Genomic DNA, 21253 nt, shown 5'->3' on the forward strand with positions numbered 1-21253 from the left:
CTGGTCTCTGTTTGAGCCGCCGTCCTGCTATCTGTGACCGAACGCACGAGGGCAAGCGGAGTTCGAAACCGACCAATAACCCCCGCCCGTGGATGAACACATGGAACAGTCGTCCTCGTCGGCACTCGTGCCCATTGCGGTCGGCGGGTTCGCTGGTTCCGCCTGCCGCCACGTGCTCGCGGTCTCGCTACCGGCCGCTTTCCCCTGGGGAACGCTCGCGGCGAACGCCATCGGCACCTTCTTGCTCGGTGTTCTCCTCTACGACCGTCGGCTCGGCAACCGGCTGAACGCCCGGATACGGCTGCTGGTCGGCACCGGCTTTTGTTCGTCGTTCACGACCTACAGCACGTTCGCCGCCGAGACTGTCTCGCTGTCGCCGGCGCTGGCCGCGGCAAACGTCGCCGCGAACTACGGCCTCGGCTTCGTGGCTGTCTTGCTCGGACGTGCTGTCGCGAGGTGGAGGGCGTGACCGAGTTCCTGCTCGTCGGAATCGGCGGCGTGCTCGGCGCATGGGCTCGATATCTGTTGGGCCAGCAGGTCAATACAGACCGTCTGGATACCCTCGCTGTCAACGTTCTCGGAAGCTTTGCGCTCGGACTCCTGCTCGGGGTCCCAGAGACTCACCCGGTTTTTTCCGTTTTCGCGGTCGGCTTCTGTGGTGCCTTCACGACGTTCTCGACGTTTGCCGTCGAGACTGTCCAGTCCTTCGAGGCGGGGAACCGACAGCAAGCAGTGGGAAATGCTGTCGTCAATCTCCTGGGAGCGACCGTCGCCGTTGCTGCCGGGGTAACACTCGTTGCAGTCCTGAGTTAGTTACTCATCGCCGACCGGCTTCCGTCGGAGGGCGTCGATGTGGTCCTGGAGGGCGTTGAGCTGGGATTCGAGCTGTTCGCGGCGGTCGATGAGCTCGCTCAGCTCGTCGGTGTTGACCGAGTGGTTCTGTGCGAGGGCGGCCTCCAGGGAGTCATTGGTCGCCTCGACGAGGAAAGTCGCGGTCTGGAGCACCTCGTGTGGTGCACCCTTGTAGTCATAGAGCGTGACGCCGCCCGACGATGCCGAGTACGAGACCAGCGGCACCTCCTCTTCGCGGTGGTAGCTCGTGGCCACGTCGAGTTCGGTGACGGGGTTGTGTCGGTCCTGTGTAACTTCGAGACGGACCAGATAGAACGGCTCTGCGAGCGAGGGATAGGTCTCGGCGAGGTCACGAAGCGTATCGGCCGGGCCGACCCCAAGCTGGGCCTCCACGTCGCCGAAAAAGTGTGGCGAGTTCGTCAGCGCCAGCGCCACTGTGTAGAATATCTCCTGGTTGTTCTCGGCGAACTCTCGAATCCGCTCGCGCAACTGCTCGTACTCGCCTTCGATGGACAGCTTCTCGAACTCGTCGAGCAAGGCACGCGTCCCGCGCTCGTGGTCCAAAAACTCCTCCACGACAGTTCCGAGCATCTCCTTGCTGTCCACGTCGTCCATATCTCCCCGTTCGTCGTCAGCCTCCTTACCGTTTCGGTCGGCGGTCAACGACTGTCGGCCGGCCGTCAGTACGGCCAGCGCCCGCCCGTCTTCAGTTCCTGGATGTAGCCGTCGTCGATACGCTTGCGGATTTCGTCCCGGGATTTCGGGTCGACGGTCACCTCGTCGTCGGCGAGTCGGGCGACAGCCTCGCCAAGCAGGACAGCGAGGTCACGGAGGTCCCGGCTGTCGAGTTTATCCAGCGTGTCCGCGTGGGTGTGTCCCCAGCCCCGGCCCGAGGACTCTGAGACACTGCCCGCCATGACTGCCGGGACACCCTCCTGGACGAACGCCCACTGGTCGCCGTGTGGCGATATCGTCGACCGTGTCGACAGCGGCGCGTCGAACTCCTCGGCCACGCCCTCGAACACCGACCCGAGTGAGTCGAAGCCGTTAGTACCGATCCACAGGTTTCGCGACGAGCCCGCGCCGTCGATGTTGACGACACATTTCACGCCATCGAGGTCGTGGGCATCTGCCCAGTGGTAGGCTCCGCGGAGGCCAATCTCCTCGGAGCCGAAGGTGACAAACCGGACTGGGTGGTCGAGGTCGTCCTCGACGCCGGCGAGGAGCCGGCCGATTTCGGCGACGAGCGCGGAGCCGGTGCCGTTGTCGAGTGCGCCGTCGCTGATATCGTGGGCGTCGACGTGAGCGGTGACCAGAACTGCCTCGCCGTCCTCCGGCCCAAGTCGTGCCTCGACGTTCCGAGAAACTGTAGGCTCGTTTCGACACTGGGAGTCGACTGTAACCGTCGCGCCGTCCTCGGCGTACCGGGCCAGGCGCTCCCCGACCTCCTTGCTGACGCCGACGGCCGGAATCGGACCAGGACGGTTGCCGTAGCCGACCTCACCAGTTGGGGGTAACGCGCCGTCGATGTGGTTGCGGAAGACGAACGCGGCCGCGTCCCCGGCCGCGGCGTTCGAGTACTTCTCCATCCGGTGAATCCAGCGGTCGGCGGAGTCGGGCGTCTCGCTCGACGCCATGACGACCTTCCCGTCGATATCTGTGGCCTCGAAGTCGTCGTACCCGCCGGGACCGACGTCGACGACCTCAGCGGTGACCGTCCCCGACGGAGAGCCCGGCAGTGAGATAACCTCGTGTGAGTCGTCGTGGACGCGCTCGTGTGGTTGTTCGATCCTCAGGGTCGCGCTCTCGCGCCACCAGCCCGGTATCTCGAACTCCTCGATGGCCGGCTCGTCGAGCCCCGCCCGCTCGAAGGCGTCGCGGACGACAGCCGCGCCGGCGGCCTCGCCCTCCTGTCCGGCCATTCGGTTCCCGACATCGACGAGGTCTGTCAGCACCTGCCAGCCGAAATCGCTGGTCTGTGCGTCCCCGACGACGCTGTTGGGGAGTTTTCGCATACCCCGGGTTAGGCGAGCGGTCACAAGAGCCTGTTCCATCTGGGGATGCAGTCCCCCGAACATGTCCCCTCCTCGTAGCCGTTTTAGTGGTCCGGACCAACATCCCAGATATGACAGATGCCGTGGTCGCCGGCGGTGGACTCGCCGGCCTGGTGGCAGCACGACGCCTCGCCGACGCCGGACTCGACGTGACGCTGTTCGAACGCGAGGCGAGAGCCGGCGGACGGGTCCAGAGCGACAGGGAGGACGGCTTCGTCCTCGACCGAGGGTTCCAGGTGCTCTTTCCGTCCTACCCGGCGGCCGAGCGCGAGCTCGACCTGGATTCGCTCTCGTTGCGGTCGTTCAAACCAGGCGCAACGCTCGTCCGGCCTGGTGAACGGACGACACTGTCGGACCCGCTCCGTGACCCCGGCGCGCTGCTATCGACACTCCTCAATCGGGACGTGACCATTGGCGACAAGCTCCGGATTCTCCGGCTCCGACGCGAACTCGCGCGGACGCCGCTTGCCGACCTCGACGAAGCCGACACCATGGACATTCGAGAGTATCTCGACAGACGTGGGTTCTCCGAGCGGTTCATGACGCGTTTCATCGCACCCTTCTACGGCGGTATCACGCTCGACCGCTCGCTCTCGACGTCGGCCTACGTCTTCGCCTACACGTTCAAGATGCTGTCGACCAGCCGGGCGACGGTCCCGGCCGAGGGGATGGGCGCAATAACCGACCAGCTCGCCGAGTCGGCCCGCGAGGCGGGCGCGACAATCGAGACTGAGACGACCGTCGAGGCAGTCGAGCCCGCCGGCGACAGTGTCGCGGACGGAGCCGTCGTCGAGACCGATTCGGAGACAATTGAGGCGGATGCGGCAGTCGTCGCGACGGACCCGCCGACCGCCAGGGAGCTGACAGGCGTTGACGCGATTCCCACGGCGGCCCAGGGCTGTGTGACCCAGTACTTCTCGCTGCCGAAGAGACAGCAGCTGACGGGCAGCGAGCGCCTCCTGTTGAACGTGGCCGACGCCCGCCCCAATCAGGTTGCCGTCCTGTCAGCGGTCGCACCGGCGTACGCGCCTGCGGGAAAACATCTGCTGAGTGCGACCTTCCTCGGCGAGCAGTCCGCGACCGACGACCAGTTGGCCGAGGAGGTCCGGGCGGCGCTCGGTTCGTGGTTCCCCGCCAACGACTTCACCGACCTCGAACTGCTCAGGACCGACCGGATTCCGTTCGCACAGCTCTCACAGTCCCCTGGATTCAGGGGGGCATGGCCGGCGGTCGACACGCCAGAGGGGCCGGTGTATCTCGCCGGCGAGTACACCGAGTGGTCGGCGATACAGGGGGCACTGGATAGCGGGCGCGAGGCGGCGGAGGCTGTCCGGGTCGATGTTGGCGGAAAATAGCGTGGGTTGGCGCTGCTGAAATTCGTTTCAGCGAACGTTTTTGTGCGACTCTACCGAAGGATGTACTATGAGTTCTATGACAGACGGGCCAGCCGAGAGCAACGTGTCGCCCGCGGAGGCGCTCTCGGTCATCGCCAACGAGACCCGGCTGGATATTCTCGAAGCCCTGTGGCGGGCCGAGGACCGCCCGATTCGGTTCTCAGAGCTGTTCGACAGGGTCGACCTCGAGGACAGCGCGCAGTTCAACTACCACCTCAAACAGCTGACAGACCAGTTCGTCGCCAAGAGCGAGAAGGGGTACGACCTCCGCTTTGCCGGCGGCCAGGTCATCCGGGCCATCCGGACCGGAACCTTCACGCGTCAGCCAGATATCGACCCCTTCGACGTGCAGGGGTCGTGTACGCGGTGTGGCGGCCCGCTGGTCGCTTCCTATGCCGACGAACAGCTCTCGATTACCTGCGGCGACTGCGAGAAAGCACACGGCCAGTACCCGTTCCCGCCGGGCGGACTCGCAGACCGGACGCCCGAAGAGATTGCACGGGCCTTCGACGAGCGGGTCCGCCATCTCCACTGTCTCGCAGCCGACGGCGTCTGTCCGGTCTGTAGCGGTCGGATGGAGACCACAATCGAGCGCGAGGAACCCTGCTGTCTCGATGTCACAGTCCGTGCCGAACACGTCTGCCAGCAGTGCCGCCACGAACTCTGCTCGCCGGTCGGGCTGGTCTTGCTCGACGAGACGCGGGTCGCCTCCTTCTACGACAACCACGGCATCTCGCTGACTGACCGCCCTTACTGGACGCTGCCGTGGTGTGTCGACGACGAGTACACGACCGTCGAATCCGAGGACCCGTTCAGCATCTCGGTCCGGATTCCGGTCGGCTCCGAGGAGCTTCACGTCACGCTCGACGAGGAGCTGACGGTCGCGGAGACGACCTGTCGTGGCTGCTCGTAGCGACTCCCACGATTTATTTTCGACCCGGCCACACGGTCGGGTATGACAGATGAACACCGCATTCGACGGAGCGACGACATTGAGTACGAACCGGTCGAGGTAGCCGACGGTCTCTCGAAGGGTGTCCTAATAGATGACTCCCACGGCGCGCCGAACGTAGCGCTCAGACGGTTCACGCTCGCGGCCGGCGGCACCGTGCCAGAACACACGAACGAAATCGAACACGAACAGTACGTCCTGAGCGGCGAGTACGTGGTCGGCATCGGAGAAACCGAGTACACCGTCAGCGCGGGCGACTCGCTGCACATCCCAGCGGGTGCAGTCCACTGGTACCGCAATCCGGGCGACGAGGAAGGGGCGTTCATCTGTGCGGTCCCGACCGGCGACGACGACATCCAGCTCAAGTGAGTCCGAAACGGAGGAACTTAGCCACCTGCGGCCATCTACCGGAGCGTGAGCAGACAGCAGTTGCCCGCGGTCGACCGCCGGACCGTCGGTGTCGCGATGGGACTCGCCTCCGCGGCCTGTTTCGGGACGCTTGCCATCTTCGGCAAAATCGCAGAGGACATCGGCCTGGCAACGACGACGTTACTGACCTCTCGCTTTCTCGTCGGGGCGCTGCTCCTCTGGCTTGGGCTGGCCGTCACCGGCCGAGCGTCGCTGCTCGACAGGCGTGAGCGGCGTCTCGCTCTCGCGCTGGGCGTGCTCTATGCCCTCTTTACCGGCTTTTACTTCTGGGGGTTGCTGTTCATCCCAGCCGGACTCACGGGGCTGGTCTTCTACACCTATCCCGTCTACGTCTACGTGCTCGCGGTCTGGCTGCTGGACGAATCGCTCTCGGCGCGCAAGCTCGGCGCGCTGGCGCTTGCGCTCGGCGGCGTCGCTATCATCGTCGGCGGCGACCCCGATGCCGTCGACCTTGTCGGAGTAGGGCTGGTCCTCCTCGCGGCGCTCGGACTCGCCGGCTACGTCGTCGGGAGCCGCGCCGCACTCGCGACCGCTGACTCCGACGCCTTCTCCGGAACTGTTCTCGTCGGAACGGCAAGTGCGTTCCTGCTGTTTGGCGGCGGAAGCGGCCGTCTGGCACTACCGAGCGGAGTCGACCAGTGGCTCGTCGTGCTCGGTATCGGCGCAATTGGCACCGCGATTCCGATGTTCCTGTATATCGCTGCGCTGGACCGGATTCAGGCCAGCCACGCGAGCGTTCTTGGCACCGCCGAACCGCTCGTTACCGTCGTCCTCGGGGTCGTCGTCCTCGGTGAATCTCCGAGCTGGCTCCTGCTTGTCGGCGGTGCGCTTGTCCTCGCGGGTGTCCTCGTCATCCAGCGTGATACCAGCGGGAGCAACGCGGGCTCGTAGCGTCTGTTTACATAAAAATACAAAGTATACGAAACTCAGTCGTCGAGTTCGGCATGGAGGTCGACCGCCGTCGTGCCGTCGGGACCAGCAAAGACCGGATTCAGTTCGAGAGTCGACAGTTCGGGCGCGGCGTCGAGGAGTGCCGAGAACCGGACGAGCGTCTCGACGAGTGCATCCTCGTCAACCGGCTCGGCGCCGCGTGCTCCGTCGAGGACGCTGTCGGCGTCGATACTGTGAATCAGCGACCGGGCGCGGTCACGGTCGAGCGGCGCGAGCGCGAAGGCGACATCCTCGACGTGTTCGACGAACACACCGCCGAGCCCGAAGGTCACGAGCGGTCCGAACCGGGACTGGGTTGCGCCGACGACCGTCTCGACTGCGCTCTCTGTCTCGGCGGTCGCCTGGACGAGTAGCCCATCTATCTCTGCCTCGGGCCGGGCCTCGCGCACGTCGGCGAGGAGCCCGCGGGCCTCGGCCGCTGCGTCCTCGGCGGAGACACCGACCCGGACACCGCCGACGTCGACCTTGTGGGCGATATCCTGGCTGACGATCTTCAACACAACCGGGCCGCCGACGGTCGCGGCTGCTGTCTCTGCCTCTTTTGGTGTCTCGACCCGCTCCCACGCCGGGGTGTCGATGCCTGCGGCGTCGAGCAGAGACAGCGACTCGACGCCAAGCTGTCTCCGGCCCGCGGCCGTCGCGTCCTCGACGACGCTCTGAACACTTGTCTCGTCTATTTCGACAGCAGAAGACACCTGTTCGCGTCCAGCCTGTTCGACATATCGACCGAGTGCGCCGACAGCGGCCGCGGCCCGCGAGGGGTCGTCGTAGTTGGCGACGCCGTGGCGGCGCAGGGCACGTTTCGCCGAGGCGGTGAGGTCGCCGTCCATGAAACAGGTGACTGCGGGCGTCCCGTGTGCCCGAGAACGGCGGCCGACCACCTCGGCCAGTTCGTCGTACTCGATAAGCGGGTGTGGTGTCGTGAGCACGAGACCGATGTCGACGCTCGGGTCCGACAGGACAGCATCGATGGCGTCACCGAAGCGGTCGGCGTCTGCGTCTCCCAATACGTCGGTCGGGTTGCCGACCGCGGCGGTCGGCGGCAGTAGTTCGCCGAGGCGTTTGCGTGTCGACTCCTCCAGCCCCGGAAGCTCGCCCACCTGGGCGGCGACGGCGTCGGCCGCCAGGACCCCAGGGCCGCCGGCGTTGGTCACGATGCCGACGCTGTTGCCGTCCGGGAGTGTCCCTCTGAGTGCGGCGGCGTAATCGAACAGCTCGCCGGCCGAATCCGCGCGGACGACCCCTGCCCGCTCGAATGCCGCGTCGACGGCGGTGTCGTCGCCCGCGAGCGAACCTGTATGTGAGGCGGCGGCGCTCGCGCCCTCCTCTGTCTTCCCCGGTTTGAGGACGACGACTGGAGTCGACTCGGTTACCGCCCGCGCGACCTCGACGAACGTCTCGCCGTCGTCGATATCTTCGAGATAGGCTGCGATGACGCCCGTCTCTGGGTCGGCGTCGAGATAGCGGAGGTAGTCGACCGCGCCGAGGACGGTCTTGTTCCCAATCGAGACGACGTGACGAAAGCCCAGGCCACGGTCTGTGGCCGTTTCGAGTGAGGCGGTGATGAACGCGCCGGACTGGCTGACGAGCGATATCGACCCGCGGGCCGGGTGGCTCGGACTGAAGCTGGCGTTGAGCCCGCTTGCCGTGCTCATCACGCCCATCGAATTCGGGCCGACGACGTTCATGCCACACCGGTCGGCGATATCGCGGAGCTGGCAGGCGTGGCGCTCGCCGTCGTCGCCTGCCTCCTCGAATCCGGCGGAGACGACGACGGCGTTCCCGATGTCGGACTCGCCTGCCGTTTCGAGTGCGTCGACGGCCGTCTCTGGCGGGACTGCAAGCACCGCGAGGTCGACTCCCTCCGTCTCGGTCAGGGAGTCGGCAGCGTCCTGGCCGAACACCGCGTCGGCCCGCGGCGTGACCGGGACTACCTCGCCGGGGTAGTCCTCGAGACTCTCCATCAGGAGGCGGCCGATGGACCCCTCGCGGTCGGTCGCACCAACGACGGCCACCCGCTCGGGAGCGAACAGTCCCGAGAGGTCCCGCCCGTGGTCTGGCTCCGGTAACGAGACCACGCTCTCTCTGGGCTGGTCTTCTGGCTGGCGCGACCCCGCGGGCGTGGTCACTTGGTCGGCCGCGGGGTCGGTCAGCGAGACGTACGGTCCGTCGGCTCCTGTGACGACATCGAATCCGGCCCGGCCGAACAGGTCACTGTCTGTGACGAGCAGCCGGCCGGCACCGTCCGCAATGGCGTAGGCGACTGCCTGTCTGGCGAGCTCGTCGTCGAGCGGGGTCGCTGCGAGGCTATCTGTCACCGCAAGCTCGACGCGGCGGCCGCCGCCCGCCACCGGCCGCAGCCAGGCGTAACCGACCACGCGGCTGTCGGCGGTCGCGGCCAGTACGAGGTCGTCTGGCCCTCGCTCTCGCCTGGGAGGCACCGAGAGGTCGTCGGCAACTGGTGTCTCTCTGGACAACGCGTCGTCGGGTTCGACCAGCACTGGCGTCCCGTCGGGTGTCACGAACCGAGGACAGCGCGGCGGACAACTCGGCGTTCCAACACACTCCTCCGGACGCCACGGCTGACAGATGTGTTCGGACACGGCTATCTGACGAGAGTACGCAACAATCAGGCAAACCGATTCACCCACTCATGCGGGGTGATATAAAGACAGCCGGTCAGACAGAGAGTCTCTTCTCGTCGGCGCGTTCCTGGTAGGTGCGCTCGGGGGTGACGCTGATTATCTCGTCGCGGTTGCAGTCGTAGGCGGTCAGCTCGCCGCCGTAGACACAGCCGGTGTCGAGACCGACGGCGTGTTCAGAGACCAGCGGCGATTCGAGCACCGTGTGTCCGAAGAAGACCCGACCGGGACCGTCGTACTGTTCGAACCAGAACGGGCCGTCGTAGCCGTTCTCTGGCGGGATGGCCCGTGTCTCCAGCAGGTCGATTGGCTCCTGTGCCGCCAGAGCCTTGCGCGGGTTGACGCCGCCGTGAACAGCCATCGAATCCTCCCAGCTGACAACCAGCGGGGTCGCCTCGATTGCCTCCCGGACCGGTTCGAATGGTTCGGTATCGACTGTCTCCTCGATGACTTTCATCTCGTTGTTGCCCCGGACGCTGACCGCGTTGGGCCGAGAGGCGATGAAGTCGACGACACCGGTGCTGTTCGGGCCCTTCCGTATCAGGTCGCCGACGAAGACGACCATCTCCCGGGAAGAGGGGTCGAGTCGTCCCCAGAGGCGTCGCAGGGCCGGAAGACAGCCGTGTACGTCACCGACGACGTAGACGTTCTCGTAAGAGTCAGCGTCGAGTCGGAGGTGTTGTGTCCCGACGCGCTCGTCGAATTCCACGCCGCACAGGGCTGTCTCCGCTCCCCACTGTCCGGCTGTGCTCACCAATCGGTCGCTCGATGGATTCGTCGTCATTCCGGCATCCTTAGCACGCTCTGTCGCCATATCCCAACTTCCTGTCGCCGGGTAAAAGGTTCTGCTAGTTCACCTACGTGGGGCCTGAAACAGCTATATAGTCATACGGAGCCTACGTCGAGTGTGGCTCTTGTGCTTCGCGCATGAGCTGTGCCTGTGCCTCGACCGGCTCGTCGTCACCGGGCTGTCGGCGGCTGTAGTTCCCGTCTGCCTGGAGCTCCCAGGAGCTGTCATTGTCGGCAAGCGAGAGGTCGAGAATATGTCTGAGGCGCTGTTGGATGTTTGGGTCGTGTATCGGTGTCACTGCCTCGACGCGGTTGTCGAGATTGCGTTCCATCCAGTCGGCCGAGCCGATGTAGTAGCGCTCGGCACCGTCGTCGTGGAAATAGTAGATACGCGAGTGCTCCAGAAAGCGGTTGATGATGCTCCGGACGGTGATATTGTCGCTGACGCCGGCCAGCCCGGGCCGGAGTCGGCAGATATCGCGCACGACGAGGTCGATATCGACGCCAGCACGGGCAGCGCGGTACAGCTCTTCGATGATTTCGGGGTCTTCGAGTCTGTTGACCTTGGCGACGATGCTCGCTTCCTTCCCGTCTCGGGCGTGCGCTGCCTCGCGACGAATCAGCTCGATGAACCGCTCGCGCATATTCCCGGGTGCGATGAGTAATTCGCGATACTCGTCGTGCAGCGAGTGACCGGTGAAGTAGTTGAACAGCTTGACGAGGTCTTGGCCGATGTCGCGGTCGGCGGTGAACAGCCCGAGGTCCTCGTAGCGCTTCGCTGTCTCCGAGTGGTAGTTTCCGGTGCCGACGTGTGAGTACAGCTGGACGCCGTCTGCTTCCTCGCGGACGACCAACATCGTCTTGGTGTGTGTCTTGTAGCCGATTGTGCCGTAGGCAACGTGGATTCCCTCCTCTTCGAGCCGCTGTGCCCATTCGAGGTTGTTCTCCTCGTCGAAGCGCGCTTTCAACTCGACCATGACCGCGACCTGTTTCCCGTTGTCGGCCGCGTCGATGAGCCGCTGGACGATTTTCGAGTCGCTTGCTGTCCGGTAGATTGCGGCCTTGATTGCGAGGACGTTGGGGTCGTCGGCCGCCTCGTTGAGGAATCGCTGAACGCTTCCTTCGAAGGAATGATACGGGTGATGAACGAGTACGTCGCTACGTTGTATCTCCGAGAACATCGAGCCGCCGGAGTCGTGGCGGCTCCGAGAGAGCCGTGGGTGTGGCTGTGGTGTCCACTCTTCGACGGTAAGGTCGGGTCTGTCGAGGTCGAGCAGCTGGTCGAAATCACGGAAATCCAGCGGCCCCGGGAGCCGGAACACTGCCTGCTGGTCGACATCGAGGTGAGAAAGGAGCGTGTCGAGCATCCGGGATGACATCGACTCGGCGATTTCGAGCCGAACGACCGTCGCGAACTGCCGGCGTTCGATGACCTCCTCGGCGCGCTGGACGAGGTCCTCGGCAATCTCCTCGTTTCGCCGGACCTCGGCGTTGCGCGTCACCCGGAAGGCAGCGTGCTCGACGATATCGATGTCGGGAAACAGCATCGAGAGGTTGGCAGCGACCAGCTCTTCGAGTGGAACGTAGCGACTCTCCTCTCCGACTTGGACGAGCCGCGGCTGGTTTTTCGGAATCTTGACCCGGGAGAACGTCGGGTCGCTCTCGTCTGACTGCTGGGTCAACACGCCCAACGACAGTGAGAGATTCGAGATATGGGGGAACGGTTTGGCTGAATCCATCGTCAACGGCGTCAGCGTCGGCAGGATTGAGCTCTCGAAGTAGTCGTCGATTGTCGCCTGCCTGTCGGCCGAGAGTTCCTCGTAATCGAGGATGGTGACTCCTTCCTCGGCGAGTGCCGGCCTGAGATGGTCGTGATACGCCCTGGCCTGTCGTTCGAGCAGCGGCCCGGCCGTGGCGAGTACATCACGCCACTGCTGGTCGGGTGTGCGGCCATCCGGCGAGCGCTCGGTGATGTTCGCGGCCCGTTGCTGTTCGAGCCCGCCGACTCGTTTCATAAAGAACTCGTCCATGTTCCGTGTGAAGATGGCGAGAAACTTCAGACGCTCCAGCAACGGATTGCGCTCGTCGGTTGCCTCTGCAAGCACCCGACGGTTGAATTCAAGCTTGCTCAGCTCTCGGCTCAGATAGTACTCCGGGTCGGTCAGGTCGATCTGCTGGTCGTCGCCAGGCTTGCAGTCGGTATGCCCGTTGTTCAGGTGTCCGCGAAGTTGTGCTTTCGTCTCGAACCCGCTTCCACAGGAAAGACATTCGTATCGGTGTAGTTTATCTGCCATGGTCCGATCTGTGCGGGCAGCGCGACACCGCTGATTGGGACTCCTCGCCGCGCAGTCACCGCATTCGTTGGTCACGTTCCCCCAGTTCTTGCAAAAGGGTTGCTAGGAGTGGTACGTACCAGTACGTTGGACTCAATACTGGTACCTATCTCGACTCTCGCTCGTGAGTCAGTTGCTCCTCGCGGAGGGGACACACCCGTTGTGTTGCTGCTCGGGGACACAGTCGACACCGTGAAACTCGAACCGTGCGCCACCGGCGGCGCTCTCTTTAATTTGAATCGCCCAGCCGTGGGCCTTGACGATTTCGGCGACAACCCGCAGCCCGATGCCGGTCCAGTGGGCTTTCTCGGTCTCACCGGCTTCGAGAATCCGGTCGCGTTTCGAATCTGGAATCCCCTTGCCGTCGTCTTCAACGTAGAACCCGTTTGTGAGCGCGCCGACGGTGACCGTCACGTCGTCGCCTGCGTGTTCGACCGCGTTCCGGAAGAGATTCTGGAGGACCTGACGCAGCCGGTCGGGGTCGGCCTGGACGGTCACAGTCGAGTCCACGCACAGGGCGGTATCCTCTGTCGGCACGGCGTGCCAGCAGTCGGTCGACAGCTGTTCGAGGTCGCGCTGTTCCGGGTCGAGCTGTATCTCGCCCTCGCGGGCGAACGCGAGCAGGTCGTCGACGAGCTTTGTCATCCGGGTGACCGACTGTTCGAGGTCATCGAAATGTGTTGGGTCCCCGGTCTGTCGCGCCAGGTCGACCTTGCCGGCGATGAGGTTCAGCGGGTTTCGCAGCTCGTGGCCGAGCTTGCTGGCAAACCGTTCGAGGCGCGCTGTTTTGGCTTCGAGGCGCTCTCGTCGGCGTTCCAGTGCCTCGAGCTGCTCGACGCGCTTGATTGCTGTCTCGATGTTTGCGGCGAAGACCCTGGCCAGCTGGCGGTCGCGTTCGTCGACACTCCGTGGCTCCGGCGAGCCGAGTGTCAACACGCCGTAGTCGGCAAGGGGAACGACTATCATACTCCCGTCGCCGGGCCGCTGGACGCCGTCTTCGATGTCGGCGACAGACTGGAAGACGAGCATCTGGCCCGTCTCGATTGCGTTCCACTGGACAGAGGTGTCTCGCTCGTACACCCGCCGGTTGCTCTGCTCGCGAAGAACCGGCGAGACGGCGACCGGAACAAGCCGGTCCGGCTCGCGGTCGTGACGCCGGACGGTGTTGTAGGTGAATCCCAGCAACTCATCGGCAGCGGCCGTGACCAGCGTGAACAGTTCCTCGTGGCTCTCGGCCTGCATCATCCCGCGTGTCACATCGTGTAACTGTCGCAGCTTCGTTGCGGTGTCGGAGTCGGCCCAGACTGGAGACGTGTTCACAGGTATACCTCAGCGGTACGCAACGTGAACGTTACTAGGAGCACTACATATCGATCCGTACGTATCAGTACGTCACGTCGAGACGACCTGCCAGGAGTCGACGATGACGCCGTCGACACCAGCCTCGCGAAGCCGCGACACCTCGGTCTCGTCGGGAACGGTCCAGGCGTTGACAGCGAACCCGCTGTCGTGGGCCTGTTCGATTGCTGCCGCGTCAAGCATCGCGTGCTGTGGGTGGACGAACGCACAGCCGAGCGCAGCGGCGGTGTCGAGACCTGTCTCGAACCCGTCTCTGAACAGGTATGCCGTCGGGAGAGGCTCCTCGCGGAACGGTTCGAGCGCTGCCGCCGCGAACGAAGAGAGTATCGCGTCACACTCACGCTCACGAAGTTCCGTGGCGACTGCCTCGGCCATTCCCGCGTGTTTGAGTTCGACGTTCACTCCCGTACCCGAGGGAAGCGCATCGAGCGCCTCGGAGAGCGTCGGAATCGGCTTGTCCATGCCGTCGACGGTCACCGGCGGGAGCTCCTCGAAGCGATACTCGTCGACCCGTCCCTCTCCCTCGGTCAGCCTGTCGACGGTTTCGTCGTGGAAGACAACCACCTCCCCGCTCGCACACCGCCGCACGTCGATTTCGACGGTGTCGACGTGGGGAGCACAGCCCCTGATTGCCGCGAGCGTGTTCTCGGGATAGTGTGTCGCACAGCCGCGGTGGCCGATTATCCGAACCCGCGCTCGCTGTTGCATACCCGGAGCATCGACCGGCGACCTCATAGAAGTGGGTGTCCTACTCGGTGTCTGTCCCGTCGTCCGAAAGGCGCTGCTTCAGTAGATAGCCCATACCACCGAGACCAGCGAGCGCGCTCCCAACTCCCAACCCTGGTCCGGAGCCGTCCGACTCGGGGCTGTCGGTCGCGGTCGCCACGGGTGTGGCCGTGGACTCGGTTTCGGTCTCGGTGGGGGTCGTCGGGGTTTCGGTCGCGGTCGGCGTCTCGTTCGAGTCGTCCTGGTTTTCGGTCCCGGTTTCGCTGTCGGTCTCGACGCTGTCGCCCGGCTCGTTGACGTTCATAAACTCGTTGTCACTCACCGTCGCAACCTCCGCCTCGTCGCCGACGGTAATTCCCCGCTGGGCGTTCTCAACGCTGTTTGCTTGGACTGGGGCGAGGACGCCGCCCTCGACGACGAGTGCCGTCTCGGCGATATCGGAGAGGTCGTTTTCCTCGACTGGGCGGGTCATCACTCCCTCGACGACGATGCCGCGACTCGCGCCGGTGACGGTGTTGGACCGGACGGGACCGATTTCCTGGCCAAAGTGTCGGCTCAAAAAGCGCGGTGTCCCGACCAGGATTCCTGTTCCGCCGATGTTCGAGAGGTCATTACCCTCGATAGCGGCGACCTGGGCGGCCACGTCGATGCCCGTCTCGACATCGGTAATCGCGTTCCCCCGGACCGTCGTCTTCGCCCGACCGCTGACGGTCATCGAATCCCGGAACGGTACGCGATGACCGACGCGGATACCCGTCGTGTTCGCTGTCAGGTTGTTGTTCGCGATTCGCAGGGCTGGCGCGTTGTCCGTGTGAACGGCCGTCTCTGACCCTGAAACGGTGAGGTCACGAAGTGTCACGCCTGAGGGGGTCGGAAGCCCGCGCGGACCGGCGGCCCTGCGGGCCACCTGGATGCCCGTTTTGGCACCCTCAGCGTCAACGACCAGTCCCGACACCGTCACGTCGTTGCCCGTGACCAACACCGCCGCCGGCTCCTCGGCCCCGTCGTTGGCGAACCCTACGGTCGGCGTGGCCCCGTCGGCGGCTGTCACCGTCAGCGGCTTGTCGACGACCAGCCCCGCCGCGTCGTCTCCGCTCGCGACCGCGTTGCCCTGCCCGTCGGTGAGTTCGAGTGTCGTCCGGGGTGCCATCAGGTCGACCGGCAACTGCAGATTCGGTGGGTCCGACGGGGAAACGACCCATGGGTCGGGGTGGGCGTGAACCAGGTGGCCCTCACCGTCGACCGAGGTATCGCCACCCGTGAACTCGTACCGAGGGCGAAATCGGGCGGCGAACGTCTCATCGGGGACAGCGATGCTGACGGTGATTTGGGTGCGGTCCGAATCGATGGTGACTGGTTCGCCAACTGCAGCCGGTGTGTCGTTGACCCTGAGTTCCACCCCCGGGTCGAACGGGCCTCTCTCGTTTAGTTCGACCGTGAGGGCCTCGACGTTCGCGGCGTCGAAGGTTGCCGTCGCCGTCTGGCCGGGGTCAATGTGTGTCAACATTCGCTCGGTCATCTCGACATCGAACTCGTCCGTTCGAGCCAGTTCGAACGACTGTGTGTCAGTTTCGGCGGGGTTGAAGCTCGTCCCTGCCGTCTCGAACCCGACGCCCAAGGCTCCGACCGGCTGGGTAATCGGTGGGAGTGTCAGTTCGTACTGCCCCTGGCTGTCAGTTTGCGTTTGCAGGCCGGTTTCGGAGGCGACGGTAACGCCCGACAACGGCGTCCCGGAGTCGTCGGTGACGGTCCCCGACAACGTCTCGCTGGCACGGAGACGACTGATTGTCGCAAGCGCGGAGACAATACCCCGGCCGTGTCGGTCGTCGTGGCCGGGGTCGACATCAAAGTCGTCCTTGGCAGCGGGGTGACGGGCAGTTTCGAACATCGCTTCCCTGATTGCCTCGTTATCGGCGTCAGTCGCCGCGATAGCGAGTGCGGCAACGGCGGCGATACACGGGCATGAATAGCTCGTCCCACTTTTGTCCGAAACGAACTCCCCGTTTGGTGCCGCAGACGGGATATTGGTACCGGGGGCGGTCACGTCGGGGAGGGTGTACTCATCTGGCCACTCCTCGGGAGCGTCGTCGCCCCAGTACCGCTCCGTTTCGATGTGTTCCCCGCTGCTTGAACTATTCACTTCCCGCTCGTCGTCGATATTACCAGCCGCGACGACTCCGGGAATGTTTGCCGGCGAGAAACCTGTGGCTGGTCCACTGTTCCCGAGGCCGGCGACGACGAAGATACCGCTGTCGAGGGCATTTTGGACTGGCTCCACGTACGCATGATTATACCCTGGGTTGCCGAAACTCATCGACAGCACGTCGACATCCTGCTCGATGGCCCACTGGATGCCCGCAATCACGGAGAGCAACCGGACTCCCTCCGGGGGCTTTGAGACCTGCTGTGCGACGTAGAGGTTCACTTCCGGGGCGATACCGTACCGCTTGCCGTCGTCGTTTGTCCCGCCAGCGATGACACCGCCGACGGCCGTGCCGTGACCGCTCTGGATTTCCCCCTCCCTCGGTTCCGTGTCAAGCCGGTTGCCGTTCTCGTCGAACGATGCCCAGCCGCCCCGCTCTAGCGAGGCCGCCAGTTCTTCGTGTCCCGAGGGGTTGATGCCCGTGTCGATAATCGCAACGTCGACGCCCTCGCCGCGGGTGTCGTGTACGTCCCAGGTCTGTGGCACGTCCATCTCTGTGAGTGGATACGTGACATCCCTCTCCTGGCTGCGAGTATCGCTGGCCTCTGTCGGCGCCTGTGACGCCTCCTCGACGGCATCCTGTACCGGCCCGCCGTAGTTCGGGTGTACCGCGGTCACGTCGTCGACGCCGAGAATCATCTCCCGGCCGACGCTCCCGAGGTCGACGGAGACCAGCGCGGCGTTTGCCGCCCAGAACTGGCGCTCGATGCTGAGGTCTGACCGCCCAGCAGCGAACTCTTCGAACGAACGCTGGGTGGTCTGTGCGTGCCGCTTCAGTGCTGCTTTCCCATCCCCCTCTGCCGGCTCGAACCGGACGACTGCCTCGACTGTGCCAGACGCGTCCGTCTGGTTCGCCCATGTTCTGCCAGCAGTCGACCCGACTCCAAGCCCTGCTGCGCTGACCCCGACTGCCCCGGCGATAAACCCCCGTCTGCTTGGTGAGTACGTATATCTGTCCACGAATCACACACTGTGTTCGTGTTATATAAATCCTAGTCAGCAATTATCATGGACAGAACCGAGTTCTCCGGCCACGAGACAACGGAGACAGCCAGTGATTATCCGGACGCGGTATCCACGAGATAGCTGTGACAACACAGGCGACCACAATGCCCCGAAGCGGCTCAGCGGACCACCAGAGCTGTTTTGTGTATTCTATGGTAAGTTATTGCATGTACACGGTCACCTTCGATGGACAAGAAATCGAGTGCGAGTCCGGGGCGGTGTTGCGGGATGTCTTGCTCGATGCCGGCTGCACACCACACAACGGCACGGCGACGACGGTCAACTGTCACGGCTACGGCTCCTGTGGCACCTGTGCAGTCGAGGTGAGCGGCGAGGTGAGCCAACGGGGTCGCCGCGAGTCTGCTCGGCTGTCGGTGCCGCCACACAACCGAGACACGGGACTCCGCCTTGCCTGCCAGACCCGCGTCCAGGGCGACGTGACCGTTCAAAAATATCCCGGCTTCTGGGGGCAACACACCGACAGCGACCCCGAGCGGTAGCCCGTCAGACGGGTGGTGACTGGGCTGTCGACAGTTCGGGGCACTCAAATACCGGGAGAAACTACAGAGGCGTGTGTCACGGCAGGTTCCACGTGTCGATACGCTCTTTCTCCACGAGGCCGGCGATACCTACCGGCTCGTCGTCGAGCGCGACGGCGACCGAGTGCTTGACGGCCACCTGGAGGTCAAAGAGACGGGTGCCGGTCCGCGACCGGCGCGTCTCCGCGTCGCCGACGGGAGTGACGAGCAACTCCACAGCCCCGACGAGTTCGTCGATATGGCCCGTCGAGCCAGCCGGATTCGTATCTCAGAGCAGACCTCCCGGGGCGGCCGAGATGAACTTCGCGAACTCCTCGACGCCTACCAACTGGACGCGAAGGTCGTTCGCACCTGTCGGCTCTGTGCCTCGGGTGGCCGGTACTCTCCTATCACCTCGGAAACAGCAATCGAGACCGACAACGACGAAGCCATCTGTCCGGACTGTGCCCGGGAGGAACTCGACCGTCAGCTCGCCTTCCAGGGCCAGATTTCGGGGACAGCACAGGACCGCCTCGAATCGCTCTTGCTTGAAGTCCAGGACCTCGAACGCATCACGAACCTCCTGAAAGGCGACCTCGACCCCGAGCTGACGAAGTTCGACGAGATTAGCCCGACAGTCGAGAACGTCGACCCGGTTCCGGTCGACTCGCTGTCGCTGCATCCGGGCATCCAGTCGAAGCTGGAGGGCCGCTTCGAGACGCTGCTGCCGGTCCAGAGCCTTGCCGTCGAAAACGGCGTCACCGAGGGCGAGGACCAGCTCGTCGTCAGCGCCACCGCAACCGGCAAAACGCTTGTCGGCGAGATGGCCGGGCTGGACCGGGCGCTCAACGGCGAGGGCAAGATGCTCTTTCTCGTCCCGTTGGTCGCGCTCGCAAACCAGAAATACGACGAGTTCCAGGACCGCTACGGCGATATCGTCGACGTAACCCTCCGAGTCGGGGCCAGCCGCGTCAACGACAACGGCGAGCGCTTCGACCCCGGTGCCGATGTCATCGTCGGTACCTACGAAGGAATCGACCACGCACTCCGGACCGGGAAGAACCTCGGTGAGGTGGGAACGGTCGTCATCGACGAGGTTCACACGCTCGGCGAGGGCGAGCGGGGGCACCGTCTCGACGGCCTCATCACGCGGCTGAAGTACTACTGTCGAGAACGCGAGAGCAACACGCAGTGGATATATCTCTCGGCGACCGTCGGCAACCCCGAGACGCTGGCTCGGTCTCTGAAGGCAACGCTCATCGAGTTCGAGGAGCGTCCTGTCCCAATCGAGCGCCACGTCACCTTCGTCGACGGCCGCGAGAAAGACCGCATCGAGAACAAGCTCGTGCGCCGTGCGTTCGACCAGAAATCGAGCAAGGGGTACCGAGGACAGACGATTATCTTCACCAACTCCCGGCGGCGCTGTCACGAGATTTCCCGGAAGCTGGAGTACGCTTCTGCCCCCTATCACGCCGGGCTGGATAACCAACGGCGCAAGCGCGTCGAACACCAGTTTGCCGACCAGGAACTCGCCGCCGTCGTCACCACGGCGGCGCTGGCAGCGGGTGTCGACTTTCCGGCCTCCCAGGTGGTTTTTGACTCGCTTGCGATGGGTATCGAGTGGCTCTCGGTCCAGGAGTTCCACCAGATGCTCGGCCGCGCTGGACGGCCCGACTACCACGACAAGGGGACGGTGTATCTGCTGGTCGAACCCGACGGCAGCTACCACAGCAGCCAGGAGATGACCGAGGACGAGGTGGCCTTCAAGCTCCTGAAAGGGGAGATGGAGCCAGTGACTACCCGCTACGACGGGGCAGCAGCCGTCGAGGAGACGCTCGCGAACATCACCGTCTCGGGCCCACAAGCGGGCGAACTCAACGAGCGCATGGTCGGCGAGGTGCCGACGAAGTACGCGCTCGGCAAACTCCTCGAATACAACTTCATCGACGACCTCGAACCGACCCGGCTGGGACGGGCGGTAACGAGTCACTTCCTCTCGCCCGACGAGGCCTTTCTCCTCCTCGATAGCATCCGGAAAGACGAAACTGCGTACGAGGTCGTCGCCCGGATGGAAGGGAACGACGACGAGGAGTGAGTTCCGCGTGACTACTCGGTATCGACGACGGTCAGATTTCTGTCGACAACGACGGTCAGTTCATCACTGTCGACCGAAAAGGTCGCAGTTGCACGGAACGGGTCGTCGCTACGGACGTGTTCGTGTTCTTCGCTGAACGTCGCAAACTCCCAGAATGAACGCTCTCGAACGTCGATTCCATGGTCGTGATAGAAGCTGATCACCGGTGGCGCAGAGACAAGTGCGAACGTCAGACCGGCCGTCGGTTCCATGCCACACTGGAGACATTCGTACTCGACGACGGGCGTGTTGTGGATATCGCGAGCCACATCCTCGGAGTCTTCGGGAACATCCTTCCACATCGCCGACTCCGAGAGGTGACACACCTCTCGCTCGACGGGGCCGTCACACTGCGAGCAGAATCCGTCTTCGAGATGTCTGACGGTCCCACGCAGATACCGCCCGGCGACCGCCGGAATCTCTTCGCGTTCGCAGTCGACGAATGCGCTCGGCGGGACTGAGAACTCGGCGACCACGTCACAGGAGTCACAGGTCACCCGTGCTAGCTCATCCTCGTACTCGAAGGTCCGGTCGCCGCTACAGCTCGGACACGGTGAGTCGAGTATAATCGGCTCCATGCTTCCGGAGGTCGTGTACGAGCCGGCCTCGATTGCACCGTTTATCCGTGCGCCTGCCGCGGTGAGCGTGTACCCGTTTTCCTCGTCTTTGACGAACCGCCCGACGAGCTTGCCGAGGTGGTAGTTGAACTGTCCCGAATCCGTGATGTCGACGGCGTCGTGTAGCTCCGAGAACGTCATCGGCCCGTCACTGCGCCAGAGTGCTCTGAGGATGTCGATTCGGTTGTCGTCTGACAACAGGGCAAACACCGCTTCGGCCTCGGTGTGTTCGACGAACTCCGGGTGGTTCATAGGGTATTCCTCGATAGCGACTAATATAAATCGACAGCCTTCC

The 21253-nt window shown here is 64.1% G+C and carries 17 protein-coding genes; 8 read left to right on the plus strand and 9 right to left on the minus strand.

The window, feature by feature from the left end; genetic code table 11:
* The first annotated feature begins 100 nt into the window (after nt 1-100).
* A complete protein-coding gene (locus OSC37_RS11630; RefSeq protein WP_267161615.1) occupies nt 101-469 on the plus strand; it encodes a fluoride efflux transporter FluC in 369 nt (122 codons plus the stop codon).
* Nucleotides 457-813 (plus strand): fluoride efflux transporter CrcB, encoded by a 357-nt coding sequence (gene crcB / locus OSC37_RS11635; protein ID WP_267161616.1) that lies wholly within the window; start codon nt 457-459, stop codon nt 811-813. Before OSC37_RS11630 ends, crcB begins: the two co-directional genes overlap by 13 nt.
* Here crcB and OSC37_RS11640 read toward each other — a convergent pair whose 3' ends face one another.
* Nucleotides 814-1467: a hypothetical protein gene (locus tag OSC37_RS11640; RefSeq protein ID WP_267161617.1), complete on the minus strand. Its 654-nt coding sequence runs from the start codon at nt 1465-1467 to the stop codon at nt 814-816.
* Between the two features lie 65 nt (nt 1468-1532).
* Entirely contained in the window at nt 1533-2867 is a 1335-nt protein-coding gene (locus OSC37_RS11645; protein ID WP_267161618.1) for a M28 family peptidase, read from the minus strand.
* Between the two features lie 110 nt (nt 2868-2977).
* Between OSC37_RS11645 and OSC37_RS11650 the strand changes: the two genes are divergently transcribed.
* The 4 genes from OSC37_RS11650 to OSC37_RS11665 all read left to right on the plus strand — a co-directional run bounded on the left by OSC37_RS11650 (nt 2978) and on the right by OSC37_RS11665 (nt 6572).
* Entirely contained in the window at nt 2978-4261 is a 1284-nt protein-coding gene (locus OSC37_RS11650; protein ID WP_267161619.1) for an NAD(P)/FAD-dependent oxidoreductase, read from the plus strand.
* A gap of 67 nt (nt 4262-4328) precedes the next feature.
* The gene (locus tag OSC37_RS11655; RefSeq protein WP_267161620.1) at nt 4329-5213 is read left to right on the plus strand and encodes a winged helix-turn-helix domain-containing protein; all 885 of its coding nucleotides are present in this window, start codon (nt 4329-4331) and stop codon (nt 5211-5213) included.
* 42 nt (nt 5214-5255) lie between these two features.
* Nucleotides 5256-5621, plus strand: coding sequence for a cupin domain-containing protein (locus OSC37_RS11660; RefSeq protein WP_267161621.1), 366 nt, complete (start codon nt 5256-5258; stop codon nt 5619-5621).
* Between the two features lie 45 nt (nt 5622-5666).
* Nucleotides 5667-6572 (plus strand): DMT family transporter, encoded by a 906-nt coding sequence (locus OSC37_RS11665; RefSeq protein WP_267161622.1) that lies wholly within the window; start codon nt 5667-5669, stop codon nt 6570-6572.
* A gap of 35 nt (nt 6573-6607) precedes the next feature.
* Here the strand turns inward: OSC37_RS11665 and OSC37_RS11670 are convergent, their stop codons facing one another.
* The 6 genes from OSC37_RS11670 to OSC37_RS11695 form a co-directional block, all read right to left on the minus strand.
* Nucleotides 6608-9154, minus strand: coding sequence for an acetate--CoA ligase family protein (locus OSC37_RS11670; RefSeq protein WP_267161623.1), 2547 nt, complete (start codon nt 9152-9154; stop codon nt 6608-6610).
* Nucleotides 9155-9311: 157 nt separating this feature from the next.
* Nucleotides 9312-10088 (minus strand): metallophosphoesterase family protein, encoded by a 777-nt coding sequence (locus OSC37_RS11675; protein ID WP_267161624.1) that lies wholly within the window; start codon nt 10086-10088, stop codon nt 9312-9314.
* Between the two features lie 82 nt (nt 10089-10170).
* Complete coding sequence (gene ppk1, locus OSC37_RS11680) at nt 10171-12357, minus strand: polyphosphate kinase 1 (RefSeq protein WP_267161625.1); 2187 nt, start codon at nt 12355-12357, stop codon at nt 10171-10173.
* A gap of 168 nt (nt 12358-12525) precedes the next feature.
* Complete coding sequence (locus tag OSC37_RS11685) at nt 12526-13716, minus strand: sensor histidine kinase (RefSeq protein ID WP_267161626.1); 1191 nt, start codon at nt 13714-13716, stop codon at nt 12526-12528.
* A 72-nt stretch (nt 13717-13788) separates the two neighbouring features.
* Nucleotides 13789-14463, minus strand: coding sequence for a glycerophosphodiester phosphodiesterase (locus OSC37_RS11690; protein ID WP_267161627.1), 675 nt, complete (start codon nt 14461-14463; stop codon nt 13789-13791).
* Nucleotides 14464-14503: 40 nt separating this feature from the next.
* Nucleotides 14504-17644, minus strand: coding sequence for a S8 family serine peptidase (locus tag OSC37_RS11695; RefSeq protein ID WP_267161628.1), 3141 nt, complete (start codon nt 17642-17644; stop codon nt 14504-14506).
* Nucleotides 17645-17856: 212 nt separating this feature from the next.
* Between OSC37_RS11695 and OSC37_RS11700 the strand changes: the two genes are divergently transcribed.
* Together OSC37_RS11700 and OSC37_RS11705 are read left to right on the plus strand one after the other, a co-directional pair.
* Complete coding sequence (locus tag OSC37_RS11700) at nt 17857-18189, plus strand: 2Fe-2S iron-sulfur cluster-binding protein (RefSeq protein WP_267161629.1); 333 nt, start codon at nt 17857-17859, stop codon at nt 18187-18189.
* Between the two features lie 73 nt (nt 18190-18262).
* Entirely contained in the window at nt 18263-20302 is a 2040-nt protein-coding gene (locus tag OSC37_RS11705) for a DEAD/DEAH box helicase (RefSeq protein ID WP_267161630.1), read from the plus strand.
* An 11-nt stretch (nt 20303-20313) separates the two neighbouring features.
* Here OSC37_RS11705 and OSC37_RS11710 read toward each other — a convergent pair whose 3' ends face one another.
* The gene (locus tag OSC37_RS11710; RefSeq protein ID WP_267161631.1) at nt 20314-21210 is read right to left on the minus strand and encodes an ArsR/SmtB family transcription factor; all 897 of its coding nucleotides are present in this window, start codon (nt 21208-21210) and stop codon (nt 20314-20316) included.
* Nucleotides 21211-21253 lie beyond the last annotated feature (43 nt).

Origin of the sequence: Halovenus salina (genome assembly GCF_026410925.1) — an archaeon.
Classification (GTDB): Archaea; Halobacteriota; Halobacteria; order Halobacteriales; family Haloarculaceae; genus Halovenus; species Halovenus salina.

Coding starts and splice junctions, on each gene's coding strand:
- OSC37_RS11630 (WP_267161615.1), top strand. CDS start 101: ATGGAACAGTCGTCCTCGTCGGCACTCGTGCCCATTGCGGTCGGCGGG.
- OSC37_RS11640 (WP_267161617.1), bottom strand. CDS start 1,467: ATGGACGACGTGGACAGCAAGGAGATGCTCGGAACTGTCGTGGAGGAG.
- OSC37_RS11645 (WP_267161618.1), bottom strand. CDS start 2,867: ATGCGAAAACTCCCCAACAGCGTCGTCGGGGACGCACAGACCAGCGAT.
- OSC37_RS11650 (WP_267161619.1), top strand. CDS start 2,978: ATGACAGATGCCGTGGTCGCCGGCGGTGGACTCGCCGGCCTGGTGGCA.
- OSC37_RS11655 (WP_267161620.1), top strand. CDS start 4,329: ATGAGTTCTATGACAGACGGGCCAGCCGAGAGCAACGTGTCGCCCGCG.
- OSC37_RS11660 (WP_267161621.1), top strand. CDS start 5,256: ATGACAGATGAACACCGCATTCGACGGAGCGACGACATTGAGTACGAA.
- OSC37_RS11675 (WP_267161624.1), bottom strand. CDS start 10,088: ATGGCGACAGAGCGTGCTAAGGATGCCGGAATGACGACGAATCCATCG.
- ppk1 (WP_267161625.1), bottom strand. CDS start 12,357: ATGGCAGATAAACTACACCGATACGAATGTCTTTCCTGTGGAAGCGGG.
- OSC37_RS11690 (WP_267161627.1), bottom strand. CDS start 14,463: ATGCAACAGCGAGCGCGGGTTCGGATAATCGGCCACCGCGGCTGTGCG.
- OSC37_RS11700 (WP_267161629.1), top strand. CDS start 17,857: ATGTACACGGTCACCTTCGATGGACAAGAAATCGAGTGCGAGTCCGGG.
- OSC37_RS11710 (WP_267161631.1), bottom strand. CDS start 21,210: ATGAACCACCCGGAGTTCGTCGAACACACCGAGGCCGAAGCGGTGTTT.